The sequence below is a fragment of the Ovoidimarina sediminis genome, assembly GCF_032586175.1.
GTDB classification, from domain to species: domain Bacteria; phylum Pseudomonadota; class Alphaproteobacteria; order Rhodobacterales; family Rhodobacteraceae; genus Ovoidimarina; species Ovoidimarina sediminis.
The window spans coordinates 388,006-407,315 of sequence record NZ_JAWHTE010000001.1; the positions used below are offsets into that span (position 1 = coordinate 388,006).

General features: G+C 59.5%; 19 protein-coding genes. 8 read left to right on the forward strand and 11 right to left on the reverse strand.

What is annotated here, in order from left to right:
- Positions 1-6: 6 nt before the first annotated feature.
- A complete protein-coding gene (locus RXV90_RS01945; protein ID WP_316646771.1) occupies positions 7-858 on the forward strand; it encodes a helix-turn-helix domain-containing protein in 852 nt (283 codons plus the stop codon).
- Here the strand turns inward: RXV90_RS01945 and RXV90_RS01950 are convergent.
- Complete coding sequence (locus RXV90_RS01950; protein WP_316646550.1) at positions 828-1,382, reverse strand: lipocalin family protein; 555 nt, start codon at positions 1,380-1,382, stop codon at positions 828-830. The two genes, RXV90_RS01945 and RXV90_RS01950, sit on opposite strands and share 31 nt — an antisense overlap.
- 373 nt (positions 1,383-1,755) lie before the next feature.
- A complete protein-coding gene (locus tag RXV90_RS01955; protein ID WP_316646551.1) occupies positions 1,756-2,799 on the reverse strand; it encodes an aldo/keto reductase in 1,044 nt (347 codons plus the stop codon).
- A gap of 185 nt (positions 2,800-2,984) precedes the next feature.
- Between RXV90_RS01955 and RXV90_RS01960 the strand changes: the two genes are divergently transcribed.
- The 3 genes from RXV90_RS01960 (at position 2,985) to RXV90_RS01970 (ending at position 6,060) form a co-directional block, all read left to right on the forward strand.
- A complete protein-coding gene (locus tag RXV90_RS01960; protein ID WP_316646552.1) occupies positions 2,985-3,665 on the forward strand; it encodes an ImuA family protein in 681 nt (226 codons plus the stop codon).
- Positions 3,666-3,771: 106 nt separating this feature from the next.
- On the forward strand, positions 3,772-4,677 hold the full coding sequence (locus RXV90_RS01965) for an AEC family transporter (protein WP_316646553.1): 906 nt from the start codon (positions 3,772-3,774) through the stop codon (positions 4,675-4,677).
- A 144-nt stretch (positions 4,678-4,821) separates the two neighbouring features.
- Positions 4,822-6,060 (forward strand): aspartate kinase, encoded by a 1,239-nt coding sequence (locus RXV90_RS01970; RefSeq protein WP_316646554.1) that lies wholly within the window; start codon positions 4,822-4,824, stop codon positions 6,058-6,060.
- An 11-nt stretch (positions 6,061-6,071) separates the two neighbouring features.
- On the opposite strand, the gene RXV90_RS01975 is transcribed toward RXV90_RS01970, so the two are convergent.
- A complete protein-coding gene (locus RXV90_RS01975) occupies positions 6,072-6,479 on the reverse strand; it encodes a c-type cytochrome (protein WP_316646555.1) in 408 nt (135 codons plus the stop codon).
- Between the two features lie 134 nt (positions 6,480-6,613).
- On the opposite strand from RXV90_RS01975, the gene RXV90_RS01980 reads away from it, so the two are divergent.
- Positions 6,614-7,525 (forward strand): hypothetical protein, encoded by a 912-nt coding sequence (locus tag RXV90_RS01980; protein WP_316646556.1) that lies wholly within the window; start codon positions 6,614-6,616, stop codon positions 7,523-7,525.
- Here the strand turns inward: RXV90_RS01980 and RXV90_RS01985 are convergent.
- The 7 genes from RXV90_RS01985 to RXV90_RS02015 form a co-directional block, all read right to left on the reverse strand.
- Positions 7,518-8,195, reverse strand: a complete 678-nt coding sequence (locus tag RXV90_RS01985; RefSeq protein ID WP_316646557.1) for an ABC transporter ATP-binding protein — start codon at positions 8,193-8,195, stop codon at positions 7,518-7,520. The genes RXV90_RS01980 and RXV90_RS01985 overlap by 8 nt on opposite strands.
- On the reverse strand, positions 8,188-9,474 hold the full coding sequence (locus RXV90_RS01990) for a lipoprotein-releasing ABC transporter permease subunit (protein WP_316646558.1): 1,287 nt from the start codon (positions 9,472-9,474) through the stop codon (positions 8,188-8,190). Before RXV90_RS01990 ends, RXV90_RS01985 begins: the two co-directional genes overlap by 8 nt.
- 66 nt (positions 9,475-9,540) lie before the next feature.
- Positions 9,541-10,410, reverse strand: a complete 870-nt coding sequence (locus tag RXV90_RS01995) for a glycosyltransferase family 25 protein (RefSeq protein WP_316646560.1) — start codon at positions 10,408-10,410, stop codon at positions 9,541-9,543.
- Between the two features lies 1 nt (position 10,411).
- Positions 10,412-11,242, reverse strand: a complete 831-nt coding sequence (locus RXV90_RS02000; RefSeq protein WP_316646561.1) for an FkbM family methyltransferase — start codon at positions 11,240-11,242, stop codon at positions 10,412-10,414.
- Positions 11,239-12,579: a proline--tRNA ligase gene (gene proS, locus RXV90_RS02005; RefSeq protein ID WP_316646563.1), complete on the reverse strand. Its 1,341-nt coding sequence runs from the start codon at positions 12,577-12,579 to the stop codon at positions 11,239-11,241. Before proS ends, RXV90_RS02000 begins: the two co-directional genes overlap by 4 nt.
- Positions 12,580-12,720: 141 nt before the next feature.
- The gene (aroB, locus tag RXV90_RS02010) at positions 12,721-13,833 is read right to left on the reverse strand and encodes a 3-dehydroquinate synthase (RefSeq protein ID WP_316646565.1); all 1,113 of its coding nucleotides are present in this window, start codon (positions 13,831-13,833) and stop codon (positions 12,721-12,723) included.
- Positions 13,833-14,384: a shikimate kinase gene (locus RXV90_RS02015; RefSeq protein ID WP_316646566.1), complete on the reverse strand. Its 552-nt coding sequence runs from the start codon at positions 14,382-14,384 to the stop codon at positions 13,833-13,835. Before RXV90_RS02015 ends, aroB begins: the two co-directional genes overlap by 1 nt.
- Positions 14,385-14,666: 282 nt before the next feature.
- On the opposite strand from RXV90_RS02015, the gene RXV90_RS02020 reads away from it, so the two are divergent.
- Positions 14,667-16,220, forward strand: coding sequence for a hypothetical protein (locus RXV90_RS02020; protein ID WP_316646567.1), 1,554 nt, complete (start codon positions 14,667-14,669; stop codon positions 16,218-16,220).
- Entirely contained in the window at positions 16,217-17,146 is a 930-nt protein-coding gene (locus tag RXV90_RS02025) for a site-specific tyrosine recombinase XerD (RefSeq protein ID WP_410482330.1), read from the forward strand. The genes RXV90_RS02020 and RXV90_RS02025 overlap by 4 nt, the downstream gene beginning before the upstream one ends.
- On the opposite strand, the gene RXV90_RS02030 is transcribed toward RXV90_RS02025, so the two are convergent.
- Positions 17,130-17,948 carry a metallophosphoesterase family protein gene (locus RXV90_RS02030; protein WP_316646568.1) on the reverse strand — a complete coding sequence of 273 codons (819 nt, stop codon included), beginning with the start codon at positions 17,946-17,948 and terminating at the stop codon, positions 17,130-17,132. The genes RXV90_RS02025 and RXV90_RS02030 overlap by 17 nt on opposite strands.
- A gap of 73 nt (positions 17,949-18,021) precedes the next feature.
- On the opposite strand from RXV90_RS02030, the gene RXV90_RS02035 reads away from it, so the two are divergent.
- Positions 18,022-19,305, forward strand: coding sequence for an HlyC/CorC family transporter (locus RXV90_RS02035; RefSeq protein ID WP_316646569.1), 1,284 nt, complete (start codon positions 18,022-18,024; stop codon positions 19,303-19,305).
- Positions 19,306-19,310: the final 5 nt, after the last annotated feature.

Sequence of the window (19,310 nt, forward strand, 5' to 3'; positions counted from 1 at the left end):
TACGTTATGAAAACAGACAAGCGCGATCGCGCTGCTCGCTTCCGCCGTCGCCTCTTGCAGGCAATGACGGAAGCCGGTCTTTCCCAAAGCGCACTTGCCCGCTCCGTTGGTGTGGACAGATCGACAATTTCCCAACTGGTTTCTTCCAATATTGTGCGCCTGCCGAATGCCCAGGTAGTCGCCGAATGCGCAGCAACTCTGGGGATTTCGGCCGATTGGCTTCTGGGTCTCTCAGAGCGCCCCGAACAAGCCGCCGCGCTTCTTGCGGAGTCAATGGAGTTCTCTGCCGCAAACCGTGCCTTGATCGACGACCAGATTTACGACTGGCATCGTGAGGCAGCGGGATACAAGATCCGGCACGTGCCGGCGCGGCTTCCCGACCTCGTCAAAACCCATGACATGCTGCGGTGGGAATATGCGCCACACCTTGGGCGGACGATCGACCAGGCGATTGGTGCGTCGTCAGATCGCCTTGATTTGCTGAAAGGCAGCCCGTCCGATTACGAAATCGCCATTCCGATATTCGAACTCGAGACATTCGTTCGGGGCGAAGGTTATTACGCAGAGCTTCCAGAGGCGACGCGCAAGGGACAGATCGAACGAATGCTTATGCTTCATGATCAGCTCTATCCCACACTGAGAGTGTTTCTTTTCGATGCAAGGCGGCTTCATTCCGCACCGGTCACTGTCTTCGGCCCGCTCCTAGCTGCGCTCTATCTTGGTAGCAACTACATCGTCTTTCGCGACACCGAACGCGTCACGGCCATATCGCGCCATTTCGACGCGCTCATACGCGAGGCGAGCATATCGGCACGCGAATTTCCCGATTATCTTGCTGATCTCGCGCGCGGTGCCTGAGCAGAGTAAATAAGTTTTTCGACATCGTATCCATTGAATTCAAGGACTTCGAGGGCAGCTCTTAATCTGTCCGCTGGGATATGAGGGCTTCGGTTCAGGATCCATCCGGCTCTCCCAGATGGCACGCCGACCACTGCAGTTCGGTATCCCTCATCCACCCAAAGTACCCAATACGGCGCCCGCACCAGCGGCACCGTCGTGAATCCGACGGACAAGCGGCCGGGGCCCGTGACACGGGCGTCGCCCTGGATCTGCCGGACAGCACCATCGGGCGAACCGTCTCTGCATGTATTCACAACACTCAGGCGCCCATCTGACAAAGCCCCATACCGCGCTGTGGCAACGACGCAGCCCGACTGAAACGGCACCGGAAAGCGCGCGATCTCATACCACAGCCCGGTGTAACGCTCCGGATCGAAGGCGGCGGCGGAAGAAATTGGAACAGAAGTGTCTCGATAAGGCCCGCCTGCACCGCACCCCGCCAGAAGCAGAACGGCCGCAAAAAGTGACGCTAATCGACGCATAGCGTGCTCAGGGAACCCGAAGCACCCATAATCTCGTTACACCCAAGCAGAGGTGTGACCGGAGCACAGGTTCTGGATCGGGCGAGGCAGACGGTTTCGCAGTCAGCACTAGTTTTGCATACTTGTCCGCCATCGCGTGTTTCGCGCTCGCAAAACATCCTTGCCGACCCTCGCGAGATCCAATTCCCACCATCCTTCAGACAAGATGCTTCGGCGGCCTCGCTCGCGGTGGGAGGTAACCTGCCGTTATTGGCCTCCTCATCGACGCAGCCGGCCAATGCAAACACGATCATTATGAGAGCCAGTCGCATGCTCCAAGATGTGCCGGAAACGCGCTTCAGCCCGCAAGCGAAATCCACTGTTCCTGCGCCTGTCAAAAGGGGTTCGGATGCGCTTTTTGGGCGGATGCGATTTCTTCGAGAGCCGTTTGGCTCAGGTTCATCTCATCGGCATCCAGCACTGTTTCGAGTTGCTCAAGTGACGTTGCTCCGATGATCGGGATCGTCGGGAAAGGCCGCGTCATCGTCCAGGCGACAGCCATCGCGCTTGGATCAAGCCCATGCGTTCGAGCGATGTCGAGATAGGCCTCGATCGCCGGGAAGACCCGGTCAGTAACGCGTCCACCAAGGTCGGGTGTCCGCGTCATTCGCGAACCGTCAGGCTTCTGCCCGTTCTGGTACTTGCCCGATAACATCCCGCATGCGAGTGGCGAGAACGCAAGAAGCGTAACATCTTCATGCGCTCCAAGCTCGCCCAAGTCGGTGTCGTAGATACGGCAAAGAAGCGAGTATTCGTTCTGTATCGTCGCGACGCGCGGCCCTCCTGTGGCCTCCGCCGCCTTCAGCCATTGCATCGTGCCCCATGCGCTTTCGTTGGACAGCCCCCATGCACGGATTTTTCCGGCCTTCACCTGATCACCAAGCGTTTCAGTCAATGCGTGGATGTTCTCGATCTCCCATGCGGCATCCTGTGTACTCGGATTGAAATTCCACATCTGCCGGAAGTGATAGCTTCCCCGGTTTGGCCAGTGCAGCTGGTAGAGATCTATATAATCGGTTTTCAACCGTCGTAGCGATCCTTCAAGCGCCTCGGTCAGCGTCTCGGGTGTCACTTTCTTGCCCATTCGCACGAACCTGTCGTTGAGGCCGGCGACCTTGGTCGCAATAACGACGTCGGAGCGTCGGCCGCTACGGGCCAGCCAGTTTCCGATGATTGTCTCCGTATGCCCGACCGTTTCTGCAAGAACCGGCGCAACCGGATACATTTCGGCGGTATCCATGAAATCCACGCCCCGATCCAGCGCGGCATCGATCTGTGCATGCCCCTCGGCTTCAGTATTCTGGCTGCCCCAGGTCATCGTACCGAGGCAGATGGCGCTTACGTCAATGCCGGTCCGGCCCAGCGTGGTACGTTTCATTTACGTGTTCCTTGAAAATGTGTCGGGGCGGACCTTAGGGGTTTCGCGCGGCGCGGCAACCCCCTGAGCCGGGATGGGCCCGAAGTCCTTCCGCCCTGTTTCCTTTGCACGTTTTGGAAGTGATGGCGATCAAGGGTGTGATGGCAAATCTTGCGAACAAATGGGGAACATTCTAAATTGCCGGGATGCCCCCTCCCGCCGCGTCTCATCTTCTGACCCGCACCACCCATCGGCATAGGGCCAAAGGCGGATTGCGTTTTCTGGGCGATTTAGAACTGCAGACCGGTCGGGTTCACGAGGCCTGCGGCCCTGCACGGCATACGCTCGCACTTATCCTCGCGCAGCTGACGGCGGGGCCGGTGCTCTGGATCCGCCCACTCAAGGCGCGCTATACGCTCAACGGTGTGGCGATCGCCGAATGGATCGATCCCGGACGCCTTGTTTTTCTCATGGGCAAGCGGCCTGAGGATATGTTTTGGGCGATGGAAGAAGCACTGCGCGACGGCCATGTCCCGCTCGTGGTTGCCGATCTGTCCGAAACGCCCGAGTTGACACCAGTTCGCCGTCTGCACCTCGCGGCCGAAGCCGGGGCCGGCGCCATGGGAGAAAGCCCGCCCCTTGGCCTTCTTCTCACTCCCGGCCAAGAAGGCACACCGGGAATCGAGACGCGCTGGTACTTTTCCTCGGCCCATGGCCCTGAGACAAAACAGGCCAATACAAGCGCTCCCCGAGGCGCAACGTGGCGACTTGAACGCCTGCGTGCCCGCACCCTGCCCCCGGCCGCCTGGGAGGTAAGCCTCAGAGCGCCCGCAACGCGTCAGAGGCACCTGAGCATCGCCCCCCCGCGTCCGGCAGCGATCGGTTAGAGTTCAATCGACACGGGCGATTCGCGCGCTGAAAGAGGGACGAAACAGAGATGAAATACGCCATGCATCCGGCGGCAAATGCCCTGGCGCGAGCCTAAGCACGCACGTGCCAACCTTTCTGCCCGTTCTGATCGACCCGATCCTGCCCGTCTTCTCCATTCTGGCATTCGGATTTGGCATGGGGCGCACGGGCCGCACAACCACCGAGGCCGCCCGTACGATCAACCGTTTCGCGATGACGGTCCTCATACCTATCGTCGTCTTCGACCTCCTGGCGAACGCGCCCTTTCGGCAGCTGGAGCTGCAACCAGCGCTTCTCTACATCGCCGTGCAAGCCATTGTCTTCACGGGCGGATACCAACTTGCCCGCCGTGCTTTCGGCTTTGTGCCAGGCGAAGCCGTCGTCCTCGGCTATGGCGCAGTCTTCGCAAACAACGTGTTCTACGGGCTTCCACTCGCGCAGCTCATCTATGGCACCGCTCCACTTCCGATCGTAACCATCGTCGTCCTCGATGCGACGATCTCCTTCGGAGGCACGATGGTCGCACTGCAGACACTTGCCATGGGACGGGTATCACCGAAAGGGATCGCACTCATATTCCTGAAAACACCGACACTCATCGCGATCTTTGCTGGGCTCGCCATGGGGGCACTCGCCCTACCGATCCCCGCCCCCCTGCAGACCTTCCTCGATTTCAACGGCGCTGCGGCAGCGCCCGTCGCCCTATTTGCTCTGGGCGTCATCCTTGCGGAAACGTCTTTCACCCGTGATCCCGCGGTTCTGACCTTCACACTCGTCAAACTGGCATTGTTCCCAGCCTCGATCTGGGTGGTGATGCGCACACTTGCCCCGGATGCGCAGGCGGATCTTTGGACATTCGGAGCGGCTCCCCCGACAGGCGCCATGGCGATGAGCCTCGCCCTACTCTACGACATAAGGACCACAACAATCGCACAGATACTTGTCTGGACGTCGGTTTTGTCTCTCTTCACGCTAGCCATCCTCGCCTAGGACCGGACACCGCAGTCACCGTCTGGGACGACAGAAGGCACGGTCGGCCGAAGGAGATGGTGCAGCAGGCATCGCCCCTTGCCCCGCTCGAGCCCGTTGCGTAAGAGGCCGCAACACCTATCCAAAAGGGAACCGGGCCGGAAAATGTCCGTACTCGTCATGAAGTTCGGTGGCACCTCAGTGGCCACGCTCGACCGGATCCGGCGCGCGGCGAAGCGTGTGGGCCGGGAGGTCGCGAACGGTCACGACGTGATCGTTATTGTTTCGGCTATGGCAGGGAAAACAAACGAACTGGTGGGATGGGTAGAAGAGACCTCTCGTTTCTTCGATGCCCGCGAATATGATGCTGTCGTCTCCTCCGGCGAACAGGTAACGGCGGGCCTGATGGCTCTGACCCTTCAGGAGATGGATATTCCCGCCCGCTCGTGGCAGGGCTGGCAGGTGCCGCTTATCACGAACTCATCGCATGCCTCTGCACGGATCGAAGAGATCCCGACGAAGAACATCACTGCAAAATTCGCCGAAGGCATGAAAGTGGCGGTGATTGCCGGATTTCAGGGGATATCTCCGGAGGGGCGGATTACGACTCTGGGTCGTGGAGGATCAGATACCTCCGCCGTCGCGTTTGCGGCAGCCTTCGGTGCGGTGCGTTGCGACATCTACACCGATGTCGACGGCGTCTACACCACCGATCCCCGCATCACCGACAAGGCTCGCAAACTGGACAGGATCGCCTTCGAGGAAATGCTCGAGCTTGCCTCGCTGGGCGCGAAAGTGCTTCAGACCCGGTCGGTCGAACTCGCGATGCGCTATAACGTGAAGCTTCGCGTTTTATCGAGCTTCGAGGATAATGGGGAGAATGCGGGCACGCTTGTTTGCCCCGAGGAGGATATCGTGGAATCTCAAGTGGTATCGGGTGTCGCCTACAGCCGCGATGAAGCCAAGATGACGCTCATTTCTGTCGCCGACCGTCCGGGTATCGCAGCGGCAATCTTTGGTCCGCTGTCCGAGGCCGGGGTGAATGTTGACATGATCGTTCAGAACATCTCGGAAGAAGGCCGCACGGATATGACCTTCTCCTGCCCCATCAACCAGGTCGCACGTGCCGAACAGGCGATGCGCGCAGCGAAAGAGCGGGGCGAGATCAACTTCCACGATTTGGTTGCGGATACCGATGTGGCCAAGGTCTCCGTTGTCGGGATTGGGATGCGTAGCCATGCCGGTGTCGCGGCGCAGATGTTTTCGGCCCTGAAGGATGAAAACATCAACATCAAGGTCATCACTACATCCGAGATCAAGATCTCGGTTCTGATTGACCGCAAGTACTTGGAACTCGCCGTGCAGGCGCTGCATGACAGTTTCGGGCTTGAGCGCGAAGGGTAGATCGAGCCGCCCTACTCCTCCTGAATCTCCTCGAGCCATGCCACGATGTCATAGATCGCGCGTGTGGTGAAAACGGGGCTACCATCGGCCCCATCGATAACAGCGCTCTCGCCTTGCAGCAGTCGCCCGAACAAAGGCATGGGACCGCCATGTGACGGGATCGTGTCGCGCCCGTCGATCCAGCGGACGATTGCAGCAGCGGGGAAAGTACCACCTGCGCGCGCCGAAAGTCCGGTCAGATCCGGCGGCACAAGAGTCAGCACTTGTGCCATTGGCCCATCTCCCCGCGCGTCCCGACCGTGGCAAACGGCGCAATGCTCCTGAAACAGGACATCTCCATCGCCCGGCTCCTGCGCGAGACCGTTCACCGGCATCGCCAGCATGAGTGTAGTCAGTATTGGTGAAACAGTGTGTCGCATCTTGGTCTCCCGGCAGTGGATGAAGCCTGCATCCCATACCGACCCCGGTCCTTGACGCGGATCAACCCCGTTGACCGCCCCGATCGCCACGGAGACACTGAAATTGCATGAGTGTCACAGCTTCTTTCAACGCAATGACGCGCCTCCGCACCTTAAGGAGCCGCCGACAAATTGCCAGTCTTCTGCGCAAAGCCGGCCCTGAAGGCATTGTGCTCGGCCCCTGTCTCGCACATTCCAGCGGTATGGAAGTGTTTGACGCCCGCATGGGGGACAAACGGCTCGAGCTCATTCGGCACCTGCGCCCCGAGGCCGCAATGCTGTGCCGGGGGCAATTCGACGTTCTTGAAGAGGCGACGAAACGGTTGGGTGACGGGACAGAGCGGGTTACAAAAGTGGCCTGGCTACATACGGCATCCGGGATTCTCGTCACCGAAATCCCGAAGGCGCCCGATCTCCCATTACAAATTGAAGCAGGCGGTGATGAGCGAGCCGTCGCGCTCGCGGCTGCCGGTCGGTGGCTCAACAGCTATGCCGCGCCTTCTGCAGTCAGTGATACGTTTGGTGGAGGATACTGGATCCGGCAGCGCAGCGATGCAGCAAAAGCCGTGTCCGATTTCGAGGATCGCGCCCGGCTCGAGATCTTGATCGAGACCATGCGCAAAGCGCGCAGACAGGCCCGACGGCGAATGGTGACACGAGCACGCTGCCACGGCGATTTCCGCCCGTCGCGTCTTTGGCACGAGAAAAGCGTGGTTTGGGCCGGCGGGCTGCGGCCCGACGGGTGGGGTGCGGTTCTGCGCGATGTCGCCAGATTCCTTGTCGATCTCGCATTGACAGCGCCCCATTTCTGCAGTGCATCCGATAAAATCATGGGCTTACATGACCTCGACATCGCATCGCTCCTCGGCGAACTAACCCTCGTGGATCAGTGTGAAATCGATGAACTGCTTACGTACTTTCTCGCGGTCGAGTATTCGGGGCGGCTTCTCGTAGCCAAGCCTCAAGATGCCCTGCTCAGAGCCGTCATCGACCAGTCCATTAGATAAGGGTGCCATCCTCAAGTCGCACGGTCCGATCCATCCGGGCCGCCAGATCGGGATTGTGCGTGGCGATCAGCGCCGATAGGCCTGTATCCCGCACCAACTCCAATAGGACGTCAAATACAACATCAGATGTCGCTGGATCGAGGTTGCCGGTCGGCTCGTCCGCCAGAAGAATCCTCGGCGCGTTCGCAAGCGCTCGGCAAAATGCCACCCTTTGCTGTTCTCCGCCCGAAAGGGCTGCCGGCCTGTGATCCGCCCGACCGGACAATCCGACCCGATCCAGAAGCACCGTCGCCCGATCTGCAGCGGCTGCCTTACCTGTCCCGTTCGCCAGCTGCGGCAGGATTACGTTTTCGGCAGCCGAGAACTCGGGCAGAAGATGATGAAACTGGTAGACAAAGCCGACATCCCGGCGACGTGCCTCGGTTCGGGTTCTGTCCGGTGCCTGCGTCAGATCCCGGCCGGCGATCGAAACCCGCCCGGCATCGGCTGTGTCCAGAAGCCCCGCGATGTGAAGTAACGTCGATTTTCCTGCGCCGGAGGGCGCGACGAGCGCCACCACCTCACCCGCTTCGAGCGACAGCGAAACACTCCGCAACACCTCAACCGCGTTTGGACGGCCCCGATTGTAAGTTTTGACGATCGCCTCAAGACGCAGTGCGGGCTCATTCATACCGAAGGGCCTCGACCGGATTCATCCGGGCTGCCCGGCGGGCAGGCAAGAGAGTGATGAGCCAGGAAAGACCCAGTGAAAGCCCAACTGCTTTGAGAACGTCATCTGCCCGCAATTCTGCCGGCAGGCGGTAGATTCCCCGAATGGATGCGTCCCAGACCTGCCCGTCTGAGGCCCCGTTCACCAAGGCAAGGATTTGATCGAAATAGATTGCGAACAGGCTGCCAAGGATGACGCCGAACACCGTTCCCAAGGTACCTACGAGCGCACCACATACGAAGAACACCCGCATCACTGATCCCTCCGTCAGGCCCATGGTCCGGAGGATGCCGATGTCGCGGCCCTTGTTCTTCACGAGCATGACAAGGCCCGAGATGATGTTCATCGATGCAATCAGAACCAGCACGCTCATAAGGACGAACATGACTGTATCCTCGATTTCCAGAGCCCGAAGGAAATCACCCGCGCTCTGGCGCCAAGTCCAAGTAAAGGCTTGGGGGCCGAGCGCTTCAGAAAGCGCTGGCGTCAACTGCTCGACCTCTTCGGGAGTTTCAACCATGACCTCGATCTGATCAACGACACCGTCCCGATTGAAGTACAGCTGTGCTTCCTCCAGCGGCATGTAGATGCGCACCCGGTCAATGTCGTATCGCCCGGCCGAGAAAATGAAGACCACCTCGTAGTTCGATACACGCGGTGATGTGCCGAAAGCTGTCTTGACACCGTTTGGAGAAATCAGGCGGATCACATCGCCCACACCGACACCAAGCTCCCGCGCAAGGCCGGATCCAATGGCAACCCCTTCACCAAACCGCGAAAGATCGCCGATCGACTGCGGGCTTTGCGTGATGCGGGGTAACGTCTCCAGATCAATCAGCCGGATGCCGTAGACATCGCCAGGCGCATTCTGATCTCGGGCATTCGCCATAATCTGACCACGGACAAGAGGAGCAGCCCGCGTTACGCCGGGAATTTCCCGAACCCGGTCTGCGACCGCGTCGAAATCTTCGATCACACGGGTCAACTGACCGGTCTCGGTCTGGTAGGCTTGCGAATATATCGAAACATGAGCGTTCGCGCCCAGGATCGTATCGACGAATTCAGTCCGGAACCCGGCGCGCACCGCAAGCGTGATTATGAGCGCTGCAACTGCCAACGTTATCCCCACGAGGCTGATCCACGTCATGACGCTGACACCGCCCTCGGCCCTCCGAGCGCGCAGATAGCGCCAGGCGATCAACCATTCGTAAGAGGTAAAAGGTGAAGGGGATGCGGCCACTTTCGGCTCCTGCTGCTCGCGCGAGACTGTGGTCTTTCGACCTGTCGAGGTCAAGGCGCGCTGCCCCTAAGTCCAGATCAGATCGTCTGGTGACATCGGCGGCCCAAGCCGGCCACCGACACTGAGTATCGCAGCCTCACGTTGTCGGTCGCGCCATCGCGCTCGCCAACGGCGGGCCTCCTTCCAGATCCTGTAGGGCAAAGGGCCCGCGATTTCGCCAGGCTTCTTCCTGAGCGAAACATCTGATCGGACGGTGCCACGCACGCAATCGGGGAACTCACGTGCGGCGTCGCGAAACCGCCCGAACTGTCCCTGCACTGCGACTGCTGGTTCGATCTGAAAGACAGGCTGCCCGTGACCCCGCGCACCGCGATCCTGCGGATACGGATCGAAAAGAAAATCGTCCACTGTACGCTCTATTCGATGGGTATCGAAGAGTGCACCCGCCGTGTTGGGATCGATCCAATAGGCTGCACAGGATGGTGCGATTGTGTTTATCGCCCTGAGGGAGAACCCTTCACCCAGCGCTTTCGCCTCACCCAATAGAATAGGCTTCGCTACGCCATCAAGCTTCACAATCCCACGTGGACGGCTCGCATCAAGAGACTCGAGTGCAGACCCGAAATGCTCCGAGAAGAGCAGATCGTCCTCTAGCACAATTCCTGGAACACCGCTTTTCGCTATTCGGCGCCAGCCGTCTGCGTGGCTGGCAAAGATTTCCATATCGCTGGGTCCGAGAGCCCAGCGATCGCTCCGCCAGCGGCCGGCCTGATAGCGTTTGGGCGGCGACCAGCTTTCGGCACGGATATCTATGGCTCGCACCCGGCACAATGCCATGCCAGGAACCAGGCGCGCGAGTTCATCCCTGACATACTCAAGACGATCAACCGCCCGCTCGAGATTTACCAGATAGGATATCGGTTGCGTGACTGTCACGTCAAACAGCCCAAAAGCGATCCGCAGGTGGCTCTGGGAAAATTCCGTTGTTTCGTTGATCCTGCGGGTGTGGATAGCGGGCCTCGCCAGCCGGCGTTGCCCTGTCCCGGCGTAAGAAAGTGACTTCGATAAGGTCAGGAACATTTTGCCCCAAAAGCCTCACAGGCGGGGAAGCATTGTTGGGATGAAGGTGGCAAAGGACGTGATCCGCCTGCAATTTATCAAGAAACGCCGACAGGCTGGCCCGATCGTTCAGCAATTTGCCGACGACGTCATGCAATTCGAAGATCATGATTCTGAATCTTCTAATCAGATCAGGATCCATCACCGAGATAACTTCATACTCTGCTCCTTCGATGTCCATCTGAAGCAGGAGGTCACCGACAGATGGGCCGCGCCTGTTCACCCAATCCGCCATTGACGTAAATCCCGGGCGCGTAGTGCCGGCAACCATTATCTTCTCAAAGGTCATCTTGCCACCGAGGGCTTCCGGTACGTCCACGGTTCCATCCGCCAGATGGCAGGGAATGCCACGATTGGCGATATCACTGTCGAAACCAGTCGTGTCAGATACTCCCGGCGAATATAGTGCCCCGATCCCTTCCAGGTCATCAGGAACGAGATAGCCACCGTCACCCTCTGGCCCAATACGGACCAATTGCACGCCAACATCAAGCGGCGAGAATCTGCGCATTAGGCCTAAAATCTCGGAAATCTTCTGCTCCGACATATCAGCGATCTGAGCATCGGCCAGCGCCTGTCGCTTACGTGCAGCACGACGATACAATCTCACGCGATTGAGCCTTCGCAGGGGTGCCAATAGCTCACTCATCGGTCGTCATAAATTTCAGCAATCCGCTCCACCGCGGCTTCCGCCGAAACTTCCTCGCTCTCGCCTGTCCGCCGCGAGGTCAATTCGACGACGCCCTTTTCGATACCTCGGGGACCCACGGTAATGCGCCAAGGCAATCCAATGAGATCCATCGTCGCGAATTTCGCACCGGCCCGTTCGTCGCGGTCATCGTAAAGCGGATCGAACCCCCTCGCCTTCAAACCGGCATAAAGACCTTCGCACGCAGCATCCGTCGCACTCTCGCCCTGTCGAAGGTTAACAATACCCACATGGAACGGGGTCACGCCCTCGGGCCAAATGATGCCCTTGTCGTCGTGTGACGCCTCAATGATCGCACCGAGAAGCCGCGAGACGCCGATCCCGTGGGATCCCATATGGACCGGCACGCGACCACCCTGCCCGTCATCGACCATGGCCCCCATCGGCTCCGAATACTTCGTACCGAAATAGAAGATTTGTCCCACCTCGATCCCACGGGCCGAGCGGCGCCGCTCTTCGGGCACCTGAGAATGGAATACACCCTCGTCATGGGTCTCGTCGGTTCTGGCGTAGCGTGTCGTGAACTCCTCGAGGACGCCCTGGCACTGTGCCACGTCATCGTAATCGATTTCCCGGTCGCCAAAGGTCAGGTCGGTCACAGCACTGTCATAGAAAACTTCTGACTCGCCCGTTTCCGCCAGCACCAGGAACTCGTGGGTATAGTCGCCACCAATAGGCCCGCCATCTGCGCGCATCGGAATAGCTTGAAGCCCCATTCTCTCGTAAGTCCTGAGATAGCTCACTAGGTGCCGGTTGTACGCATGCAGAGCCGCCTCCTTGGAGACGTCAAAATTATAGCCGTCCTTCATCAGGAATTCGCGGCCACGCATTACGCCAAAGCGCGGCCGGATCTCGTCGCGGAACTTCCACTGGATGTGGTAGAGTGTCAGCGGCAGATCCTTGTAGCTCGTCACATGGCTGCGGAATATGTCGGTGATCAGCTCCTCATTCGTAGGACCGTAAAGCATATCGCGGTCGTGGCGGTCGCGGATGCGCAGCATTTCTTCGCCGTAGTCGTCATAGCGCCCGCTCTCACGCCAAAGATCCGCCGATTGCAGTGTCGGCATGAGCATCGGGATATGCCCGGCGCGTTCCTGCTCCTCGTGCACGATGCGTTCTATGTTACGCAGCACCCGGTATCCAAGAGGCAGCCAGGAATAGATCCCTGCGCTCGCCTGCTTGATCATCCCTGCGCGCAGCATCAATCGGTGACTGACGATTTGTGCATCGGCCGGCGTCTCTTTCAGAACCGGGAGGAAATAGCGGGTCAGGCGCATGGCACTTCTCGATAGGAACAGGGTCGTGCCCGGGTTTACGGCCCGTGCAAAGAGCGCGCAAGGCGTGATGCAATGTCCGGCATCTCGTCGTTTGCCTGTCCAGATGCGGCAGCGGCCTGGCCGCCAAACAACAAAAGAAACTCAGGTCCGGCCCGCGAGTGCTTCGCTCAGTACAGTTCGAACGGCATCCCGCGGAACATCCTCGGCCACAAATGCCGCGCCGATCCCCCGCGTAAGAATAAACCTCAATCGCCCATCTATCACCTTCTTGTCCTGCGCCATGAGATCGAGGAGGCCGTCAGCACCGGGTAGGTCGCCCGGAATGTCCGAGAGATCGGACTTCATTCCCATTGTGCTGAGGTGCGCACGCACACGCGACGGCTCCTCCTGCGCGCACAGGCCAAGACGAGCCGACAATTCGAAAGCAAGGGCACACCCGACAGCAACGCCCTCACCATGCAACAAGCGGTCGGAATACCCCGTCGCCGCTTCTAGCGCGTGACAGAACGTGTGCCCAAGGTTGAGCAAGGCGCGGTCACCGGTTTCTGTTTCATCCCGCGCTACGATTTCTGCCTTCATCTCCACAGATCTGCGCACGGCGCGGATGCGGGCTTCGACGTCGCCGTCGAGCAAGCGCGGCCCCGCATCTTCGAGCCACTCAAAAAACTCTGCGTCGCCAAGAAGCCCGTACTTCACTACCTCGCCATACCCCGCGAGAAAATCTCTGGGCGTAAGGGTCGCCAGGGCATCCGTATCGGCCAGAACAAGGATGGGCTGGTGAAACGCTCCGACGAGGTTCTTTCCGGCTCGCGAGTTGATTGCAGTTTTGCCACCGACAGAGCTGTCGACCTGCGCAAGCAGCGAGGTCGGAGCCTGAACATAGGCGACCCCGCGGCGCAGTATCGCTGCTGCAAAACCTGCAAGATCACCGACTACCCCGCCACCGAGCGCTATGACAACATCGCGCCGCTCGATGCGTTCCTCGAGAAGCCACTCAACCGATCGGCTCAACATCTCCCAACTCTTGGTCGCCTCCCCCGGGGGAAGCACGAGCGCCGAAGACGCAATCCCCTGCCTCGAAAGGCTTTCTGTCAAAGCCGCAAGGTGAATATCTGCTACGGTCTCGTCAGTCAGGATCGCCACTCTGCGGCGCTTAAGGAACGAAGCAATCTCCTCTCCTGCCCGGTCGATAAGTCCCTGTCCGATCCGAACATCGTAAGAACGCTCTCCCAGAGCGACATGAACACTGTCCATTACGCAGCCTCCCGCACCAGCACTTCACTGTGCCCGAGAAGGGTATTGATCACTTTGACAGACATCTCCTCGATGCTGTACTCCGCCCGTGCTTCTACGCAGAGCTCTGCCTGCGCATAGATGGGCGTGCGCTCAGCATAGAGACGCGCCAGTGTTCCGTACGGATCACCTGTTCTAAGAAGCGGCCGTGTATCCTTGTGTCGCACACGCATCCAAAGAAGATCGAGGTCAGCTTTCAGCCATAGCGCAACACCGTGCGCCGAAATCTCCGCCCTGTTTTTTGGATCAAGATATGCGCCACCACCAGTGGAAAGAATACCGCGTTCCTCTTCCAGGAGGCGTGCGATCACCTGCGATTCCTTCTTCCGAAAGAAAGCCTCACCATCCCGTGCAAAGATTTCGGGGATCGACATATTGGCAGCCCGCTCGATCTCGGCATCGCTGTCGAGAAACGGCACGCCAAGGGTCCGGGCCACGAATGTCCCGATCGCAGTTTTACCCGCGCCCATCATGCCAACAAGCACAACCGTTTTCTTCAGGCGGTACTCCACCCGGCAACACCCCGCCACTGTGGGACAATTTCATCACTGAATGGCGTGAACTCGGCGAAAAGACCATATATAAACTTAGAGAAGTCGACGAAGACGCGGCAATTGCCCGGAAATCCGGGAGGCTAAAAGTGCATTGGGGGCAGAGGGTCGAGGCAGGAATGGTCCGTCTACTGAAATTCATAGGGTATCTCGTCGTTATCGCGGCAATTGGTGTGATCGGCTACGCATATCTTGGAGACCTTAGCCCGGAGCAGGATGATCGCTCCGTGCCGGTGGAGTTGAATGCAGGCTAGGGTCAGGGCCATCCTGACGGCCGCGCTCGCGTTCATCCTTCCGGCTACGGCAGGCATAGCGCAGTCACCGATCGCCGGAGAACCTGGCGCGCCGCTTTCCGCCATCGACTGGCTTTCCGACAGCGTGCGCGCTACCGATGATTCGGCGGCACCCTTTGGGGAAAGCGGAGCTGCGACCGGTGAGATCACGGTTGAAACCCTGGGCGTTCCCCTGCCCGACGCGATTGGTCTTTTACCGCCCGCCGATACCGGCCTCCCGCGCGCTCTGTGGGGTCCGGCCAGCGCAGAGGACGTCGTTGCACGGATCGACGCGGTGCCGCGCCGTCTTCCCCCGGCCTTGATGGACCTCTTGGTTACGGTGTTGCTGGCGGAAGGAAACGCACCCCAAGACAGCGGTTCCAGCGACACACTTTTGCTTGCCAAGGTTGACCGGTTGCTGGAACTGGGCGCATTGGAGCGTGCCGCGGCTTTGCTGGATCGGGCCGGTCCCGACACGCCGGATCGCTTCCGTCGCTACTTTGATATCGCACTACTGCGCGGCCGCGAACAGGAAGCCTGCGACCGGTTGCGCGCACGCCCCGAAATCTCGCCCACATATCCCGCACGCATATTCTGCCTCGCACGTGGCGGCGATTGGCCTGCTGCGGCGGTGACCCTCGAAACGGCAAATTCACTTGGCATCCTGACGGCCGAAGAGGACTTGCTTCTGGCACGGTTCCTCGATCCGGACATTCTCGGCGATGACTCTATTCAGCCGGATCCTCGCAGCACCTCGCCACTGATGTTTCGCATGTACGAGGCGATCGGCGAACCTCTGTCGACCACCCCATTGCCCACAGCCTTCGCGTGGGCAGATCTCAGAGATACACGCGGCTGGAAGGCCCAGATTGAGGCAGCGGAGCGACTGGCAAAGACCGGAGTTCTGTCAGGCAACCGCCTGATTGGGCTTTATCTTCAACGTCGTCCCTCCGCGTCTGGTGGCGTGTGGGAAAGAGTTGCAGCGGTCCAGGCTCTGGAGCGCAGCCTTGCGAACAGTAGTGTTGCAGAAATCGAAGCCAGCCTTCCGAAAGCCTGGGCCACAATGCGCGCCGCGGGACTGGAACACGCCCTTGCAGCACATTACGGGCCGGAAGTGGCAGAGTTGCCCCTTGACGGGGCCGCACATGACATAGCGCTCTCGCTCGGCCTACTATCACCTGCCTATCAGCGCGTGGCCGTCCGGGCCGAGTCTGACAGTTCCCAAACGCGTTTCATAATCGCACTGGCACGCGGGGTGCCGGAAACCGCAATCGCGACCGATCCGCTCGCGCTTGCGGTTCGCCAGGGGTTCGGGCCCCGCCCGCTGTCAGAAAGTTTGCAACGCTACGTCGAAGACGCGCGCTATGGCGAGGCACTTCTCCTCGGAATCACACTGTTCGCCAGCGGCGGCGCGGGTGACCTAGATGATGTGAGTGATGCGATTGCGCTTTTCCGGGTGCTCGGACGTGAGGAAGAGGCCCGTCGCGCCGCACTTCAACTTCTCCTACAGGAGGCTCGCAGTTGAGCCTCCTTGACCGGCCCATTGCCGCTTTCCTCGACGCGATGACCGCAGAGCGAAACGCATCCCGCAACACTACCCTAGCCTACGGCAGGGATCTTCAGAACTTCGCCCAGTGGCTTTCACTGCAGGGATACGACTGGACGACAATCGATCAGACCGGAATTGAGGCCTACCTTGGATCATGCGAAGCGGAGGGCCTTTCGAAACCGACGCGGGCGCGGCGCCTCTCCTCCCTTCGCCAGTTCTACCGCTTCGCCCATGAAGAGGGTTGGCGCAATATGAACCCGACGATTCGCCTCTCAGGCCCCGGCCCATCCCGGAAACTTCCGAAGACCCTGACAGAAGACGAAGCTGGCCGCCTGGTAGAGATTGCCCGGTCGTACGGTCGAACAGCTGAGCGACTCAGAAACACTTGTCTTATGGAGCTTCTCTACGCGACCGGCATGCGGGTGAGCGAGCTTGTGGCGCTACCGGTATCCGCCGCGCGCGGCGACCCCAAAATGCTTCTTGTAAGGGGTAAAGGCGGTAAGGAACGGCTAGTTCCGCTCTCCGGCCCATCGCGATCCGCCTTGCAAGCTTGGCTCTCAGAACGCGACCGGCAGGCTGAGGCCGTGGCGAAACGAGGTGCACAGGCCACTTCCTACCTGTTTCCGTCTACTGGCGCCTCGGGCCACCTGACCCGTCACCGCTTCTACGGGCTGGTCAAGGATCTGGCTGTGGCTGCAGGGATAGACCCGTCACGCGTCACACCACACACCCTCCGCCACGCCTTCGCAACGCACCTTCTTGCCAACGGTGCGGATCTCCGCTCCATTCAGGTGCTTCTCGGCCACGCCGACGTCTCAACGACGCAGATCTACACTCATGTTCTGGAAGCTCGTCTCAGAAACCTCGTGCTCGAAAGCCACCCCCTCAGCGACAACGCCTGAGCTCGCGTGGCAGCACGTCTTCGCTGGGCCACCAACCTGTGCTCAGCGTCGTGTGGTACCCCTGCGTCAGCCCCGCCGCGACCATCTTCTCCCCCGCAAGAGCGTGGTCGTAAGCCAAACTCTCGATCCTAAGATCATCTGCCGAGAGCACCAGAAAGCGGGTCTCCACCGACCCGTTGTTCGCCGGGAGGCCGACCACTCCGGCATTGATCCAATGACGGTCCCCAATGGCCCTGTGAAAAGCAATCCCCGCATGCCCCGCGATCACAGCATCAACAGGGCCGACGATATCCTCAAGAGTCTCGAACTCTTCCTCAAAGACGACATCAGGCGAAGTTGGCCAGATGAACCGTGAGATGTCCCTTACACCACCATGGATGACGGCAACCCGGCGGCCTGACGAAATGAAGAGAGCAATATCGGAAAGTGACTGTAATCGCTTATCCCAACCGCCTGCCCTATCAACCGCGGCCCTCGCATAAGGATACCACCCGCGCGAAAGCAAATCACAGGCTGTGTCGGCTGCAAACCCGCAGCCACATTCATCCCGACCCGCTGCAATCTGGCGCTCCACGTTTCCGGCCACGAGCGTGCCCCCATTGGCAAAAACTCGCATCAGAACCGCAACCGGATCAGCGCAATAGCCCACCACATCGCCTGTGCAAATTCTTCGCTCTGGTGGGATCCCAAGGGTATCGGCCCGGGAGAACAAAGCCTCCGTCGCTTCAAGGTTCGAATAAGGCCCACCATAGACAAGGATGTCGCCGGAAAGCGTGCCCAGATCTTTTACCGCCGGCGCCATCTACCGCTCCCCTCCGCTCCACGCCATATTGTCTCTCAGGACATTCTACATATTGAACGGCTCGTACACCCTCATGGACTCTAATCTTATCCTCACCGCCGCCGCGATCCTGGCCCTCCTGATCGCATCGGGGTTCTTCTCCGGAAGCGAAACTGCGCTGACTGCAGTTTCTCGCGGCAAGCTTCGGGCACGCGCCGACAAGGGCGATCGTGCCGCCGAACGCGCCCTGAAGGTGACGGATGACAGCGAGCGGCTGATCGGAGCCGTCCTGCTGGGCAACAATCTTGTCAACATCCTGGCGACGTCCCTTGCCACGGTTCTCTTTACTGGTCTCTTCGGAGAATCCGGTGTGGCGGCAGCCACGCTGGTGATGACAGCCCTCGTCGTAGTCTTCGCCGAAGTCCTTCCAAAGACTTACGCGATCACCAATTCTGAAATCGCTTCGACGCGCGTGGCTCCGTTTATTGCGGTCGTCGTGACGATCTTCTCGCCGGTCGTGAACATGGTCCGGGCCATCGTGCGTGGCGTTCTCTATCTATTCGGAGTGAAGGTTGAGGCCGAAACAAACATTCTCTCCGTCCGCGAAGAGATCGTTGGTGCAATCAGCCTCGGACATTCCGAAGGCGCGGTGGAAAAGGAACATCGCGACCGTCTTCTCGGCGCGCTCGATCTTGGCGACCGCACGGTCGAGGAAATCATGCTCCACCGCAGCCAGATCGAGATGATCGATGTCGCGCTCTCTACACTCGAGATGGTGGAAATCTGCCTGAAGAGTCCCTACACGCGCCTGCCTATCTTCAAGGACAATCCCGAGAACATAATCGGCGTCATACACGCCAAAGATCTCCTTCGCGCCATTTACGCCCATCAACCCGACGACGAGGGGGACCCCCTCAGAAACTTCGATATCATGAGTGTTGCGATGGAACCCTACTTCGTGCCGGAAACCACGACGCTCGATGACCAGATGCGCCAGTTCCTGCGTCGACATACGCACTTCGCGCTGGTCGTTGATGAATACGGCGCACTGCAAGGTTTGATCACGCTCGAGGATATCCTCGAAGAAATCGTGGGCGAAATTACCGATGAATTCGACACATCCGCGGATCACCCGATGCGACGGACCGACACCGGCGATTACATCGTTGACGGAGCGATGACGATCCGGGATCTGAACCGTGCAAACGACTGGGCCCTGCCCGACGATGAGGCAAACACAGTCGCGGGCCTCGTGATCCACGAGGCACAGACGATCCCGACCACCGGACAGGTTTTCTCATTCCACGGGTTCAGGTTCGAGGTGATGGCGCGCAAAGACAACCGCATCACGCGGCTCAAGATCAGAAAACTGATGTAGCGAAC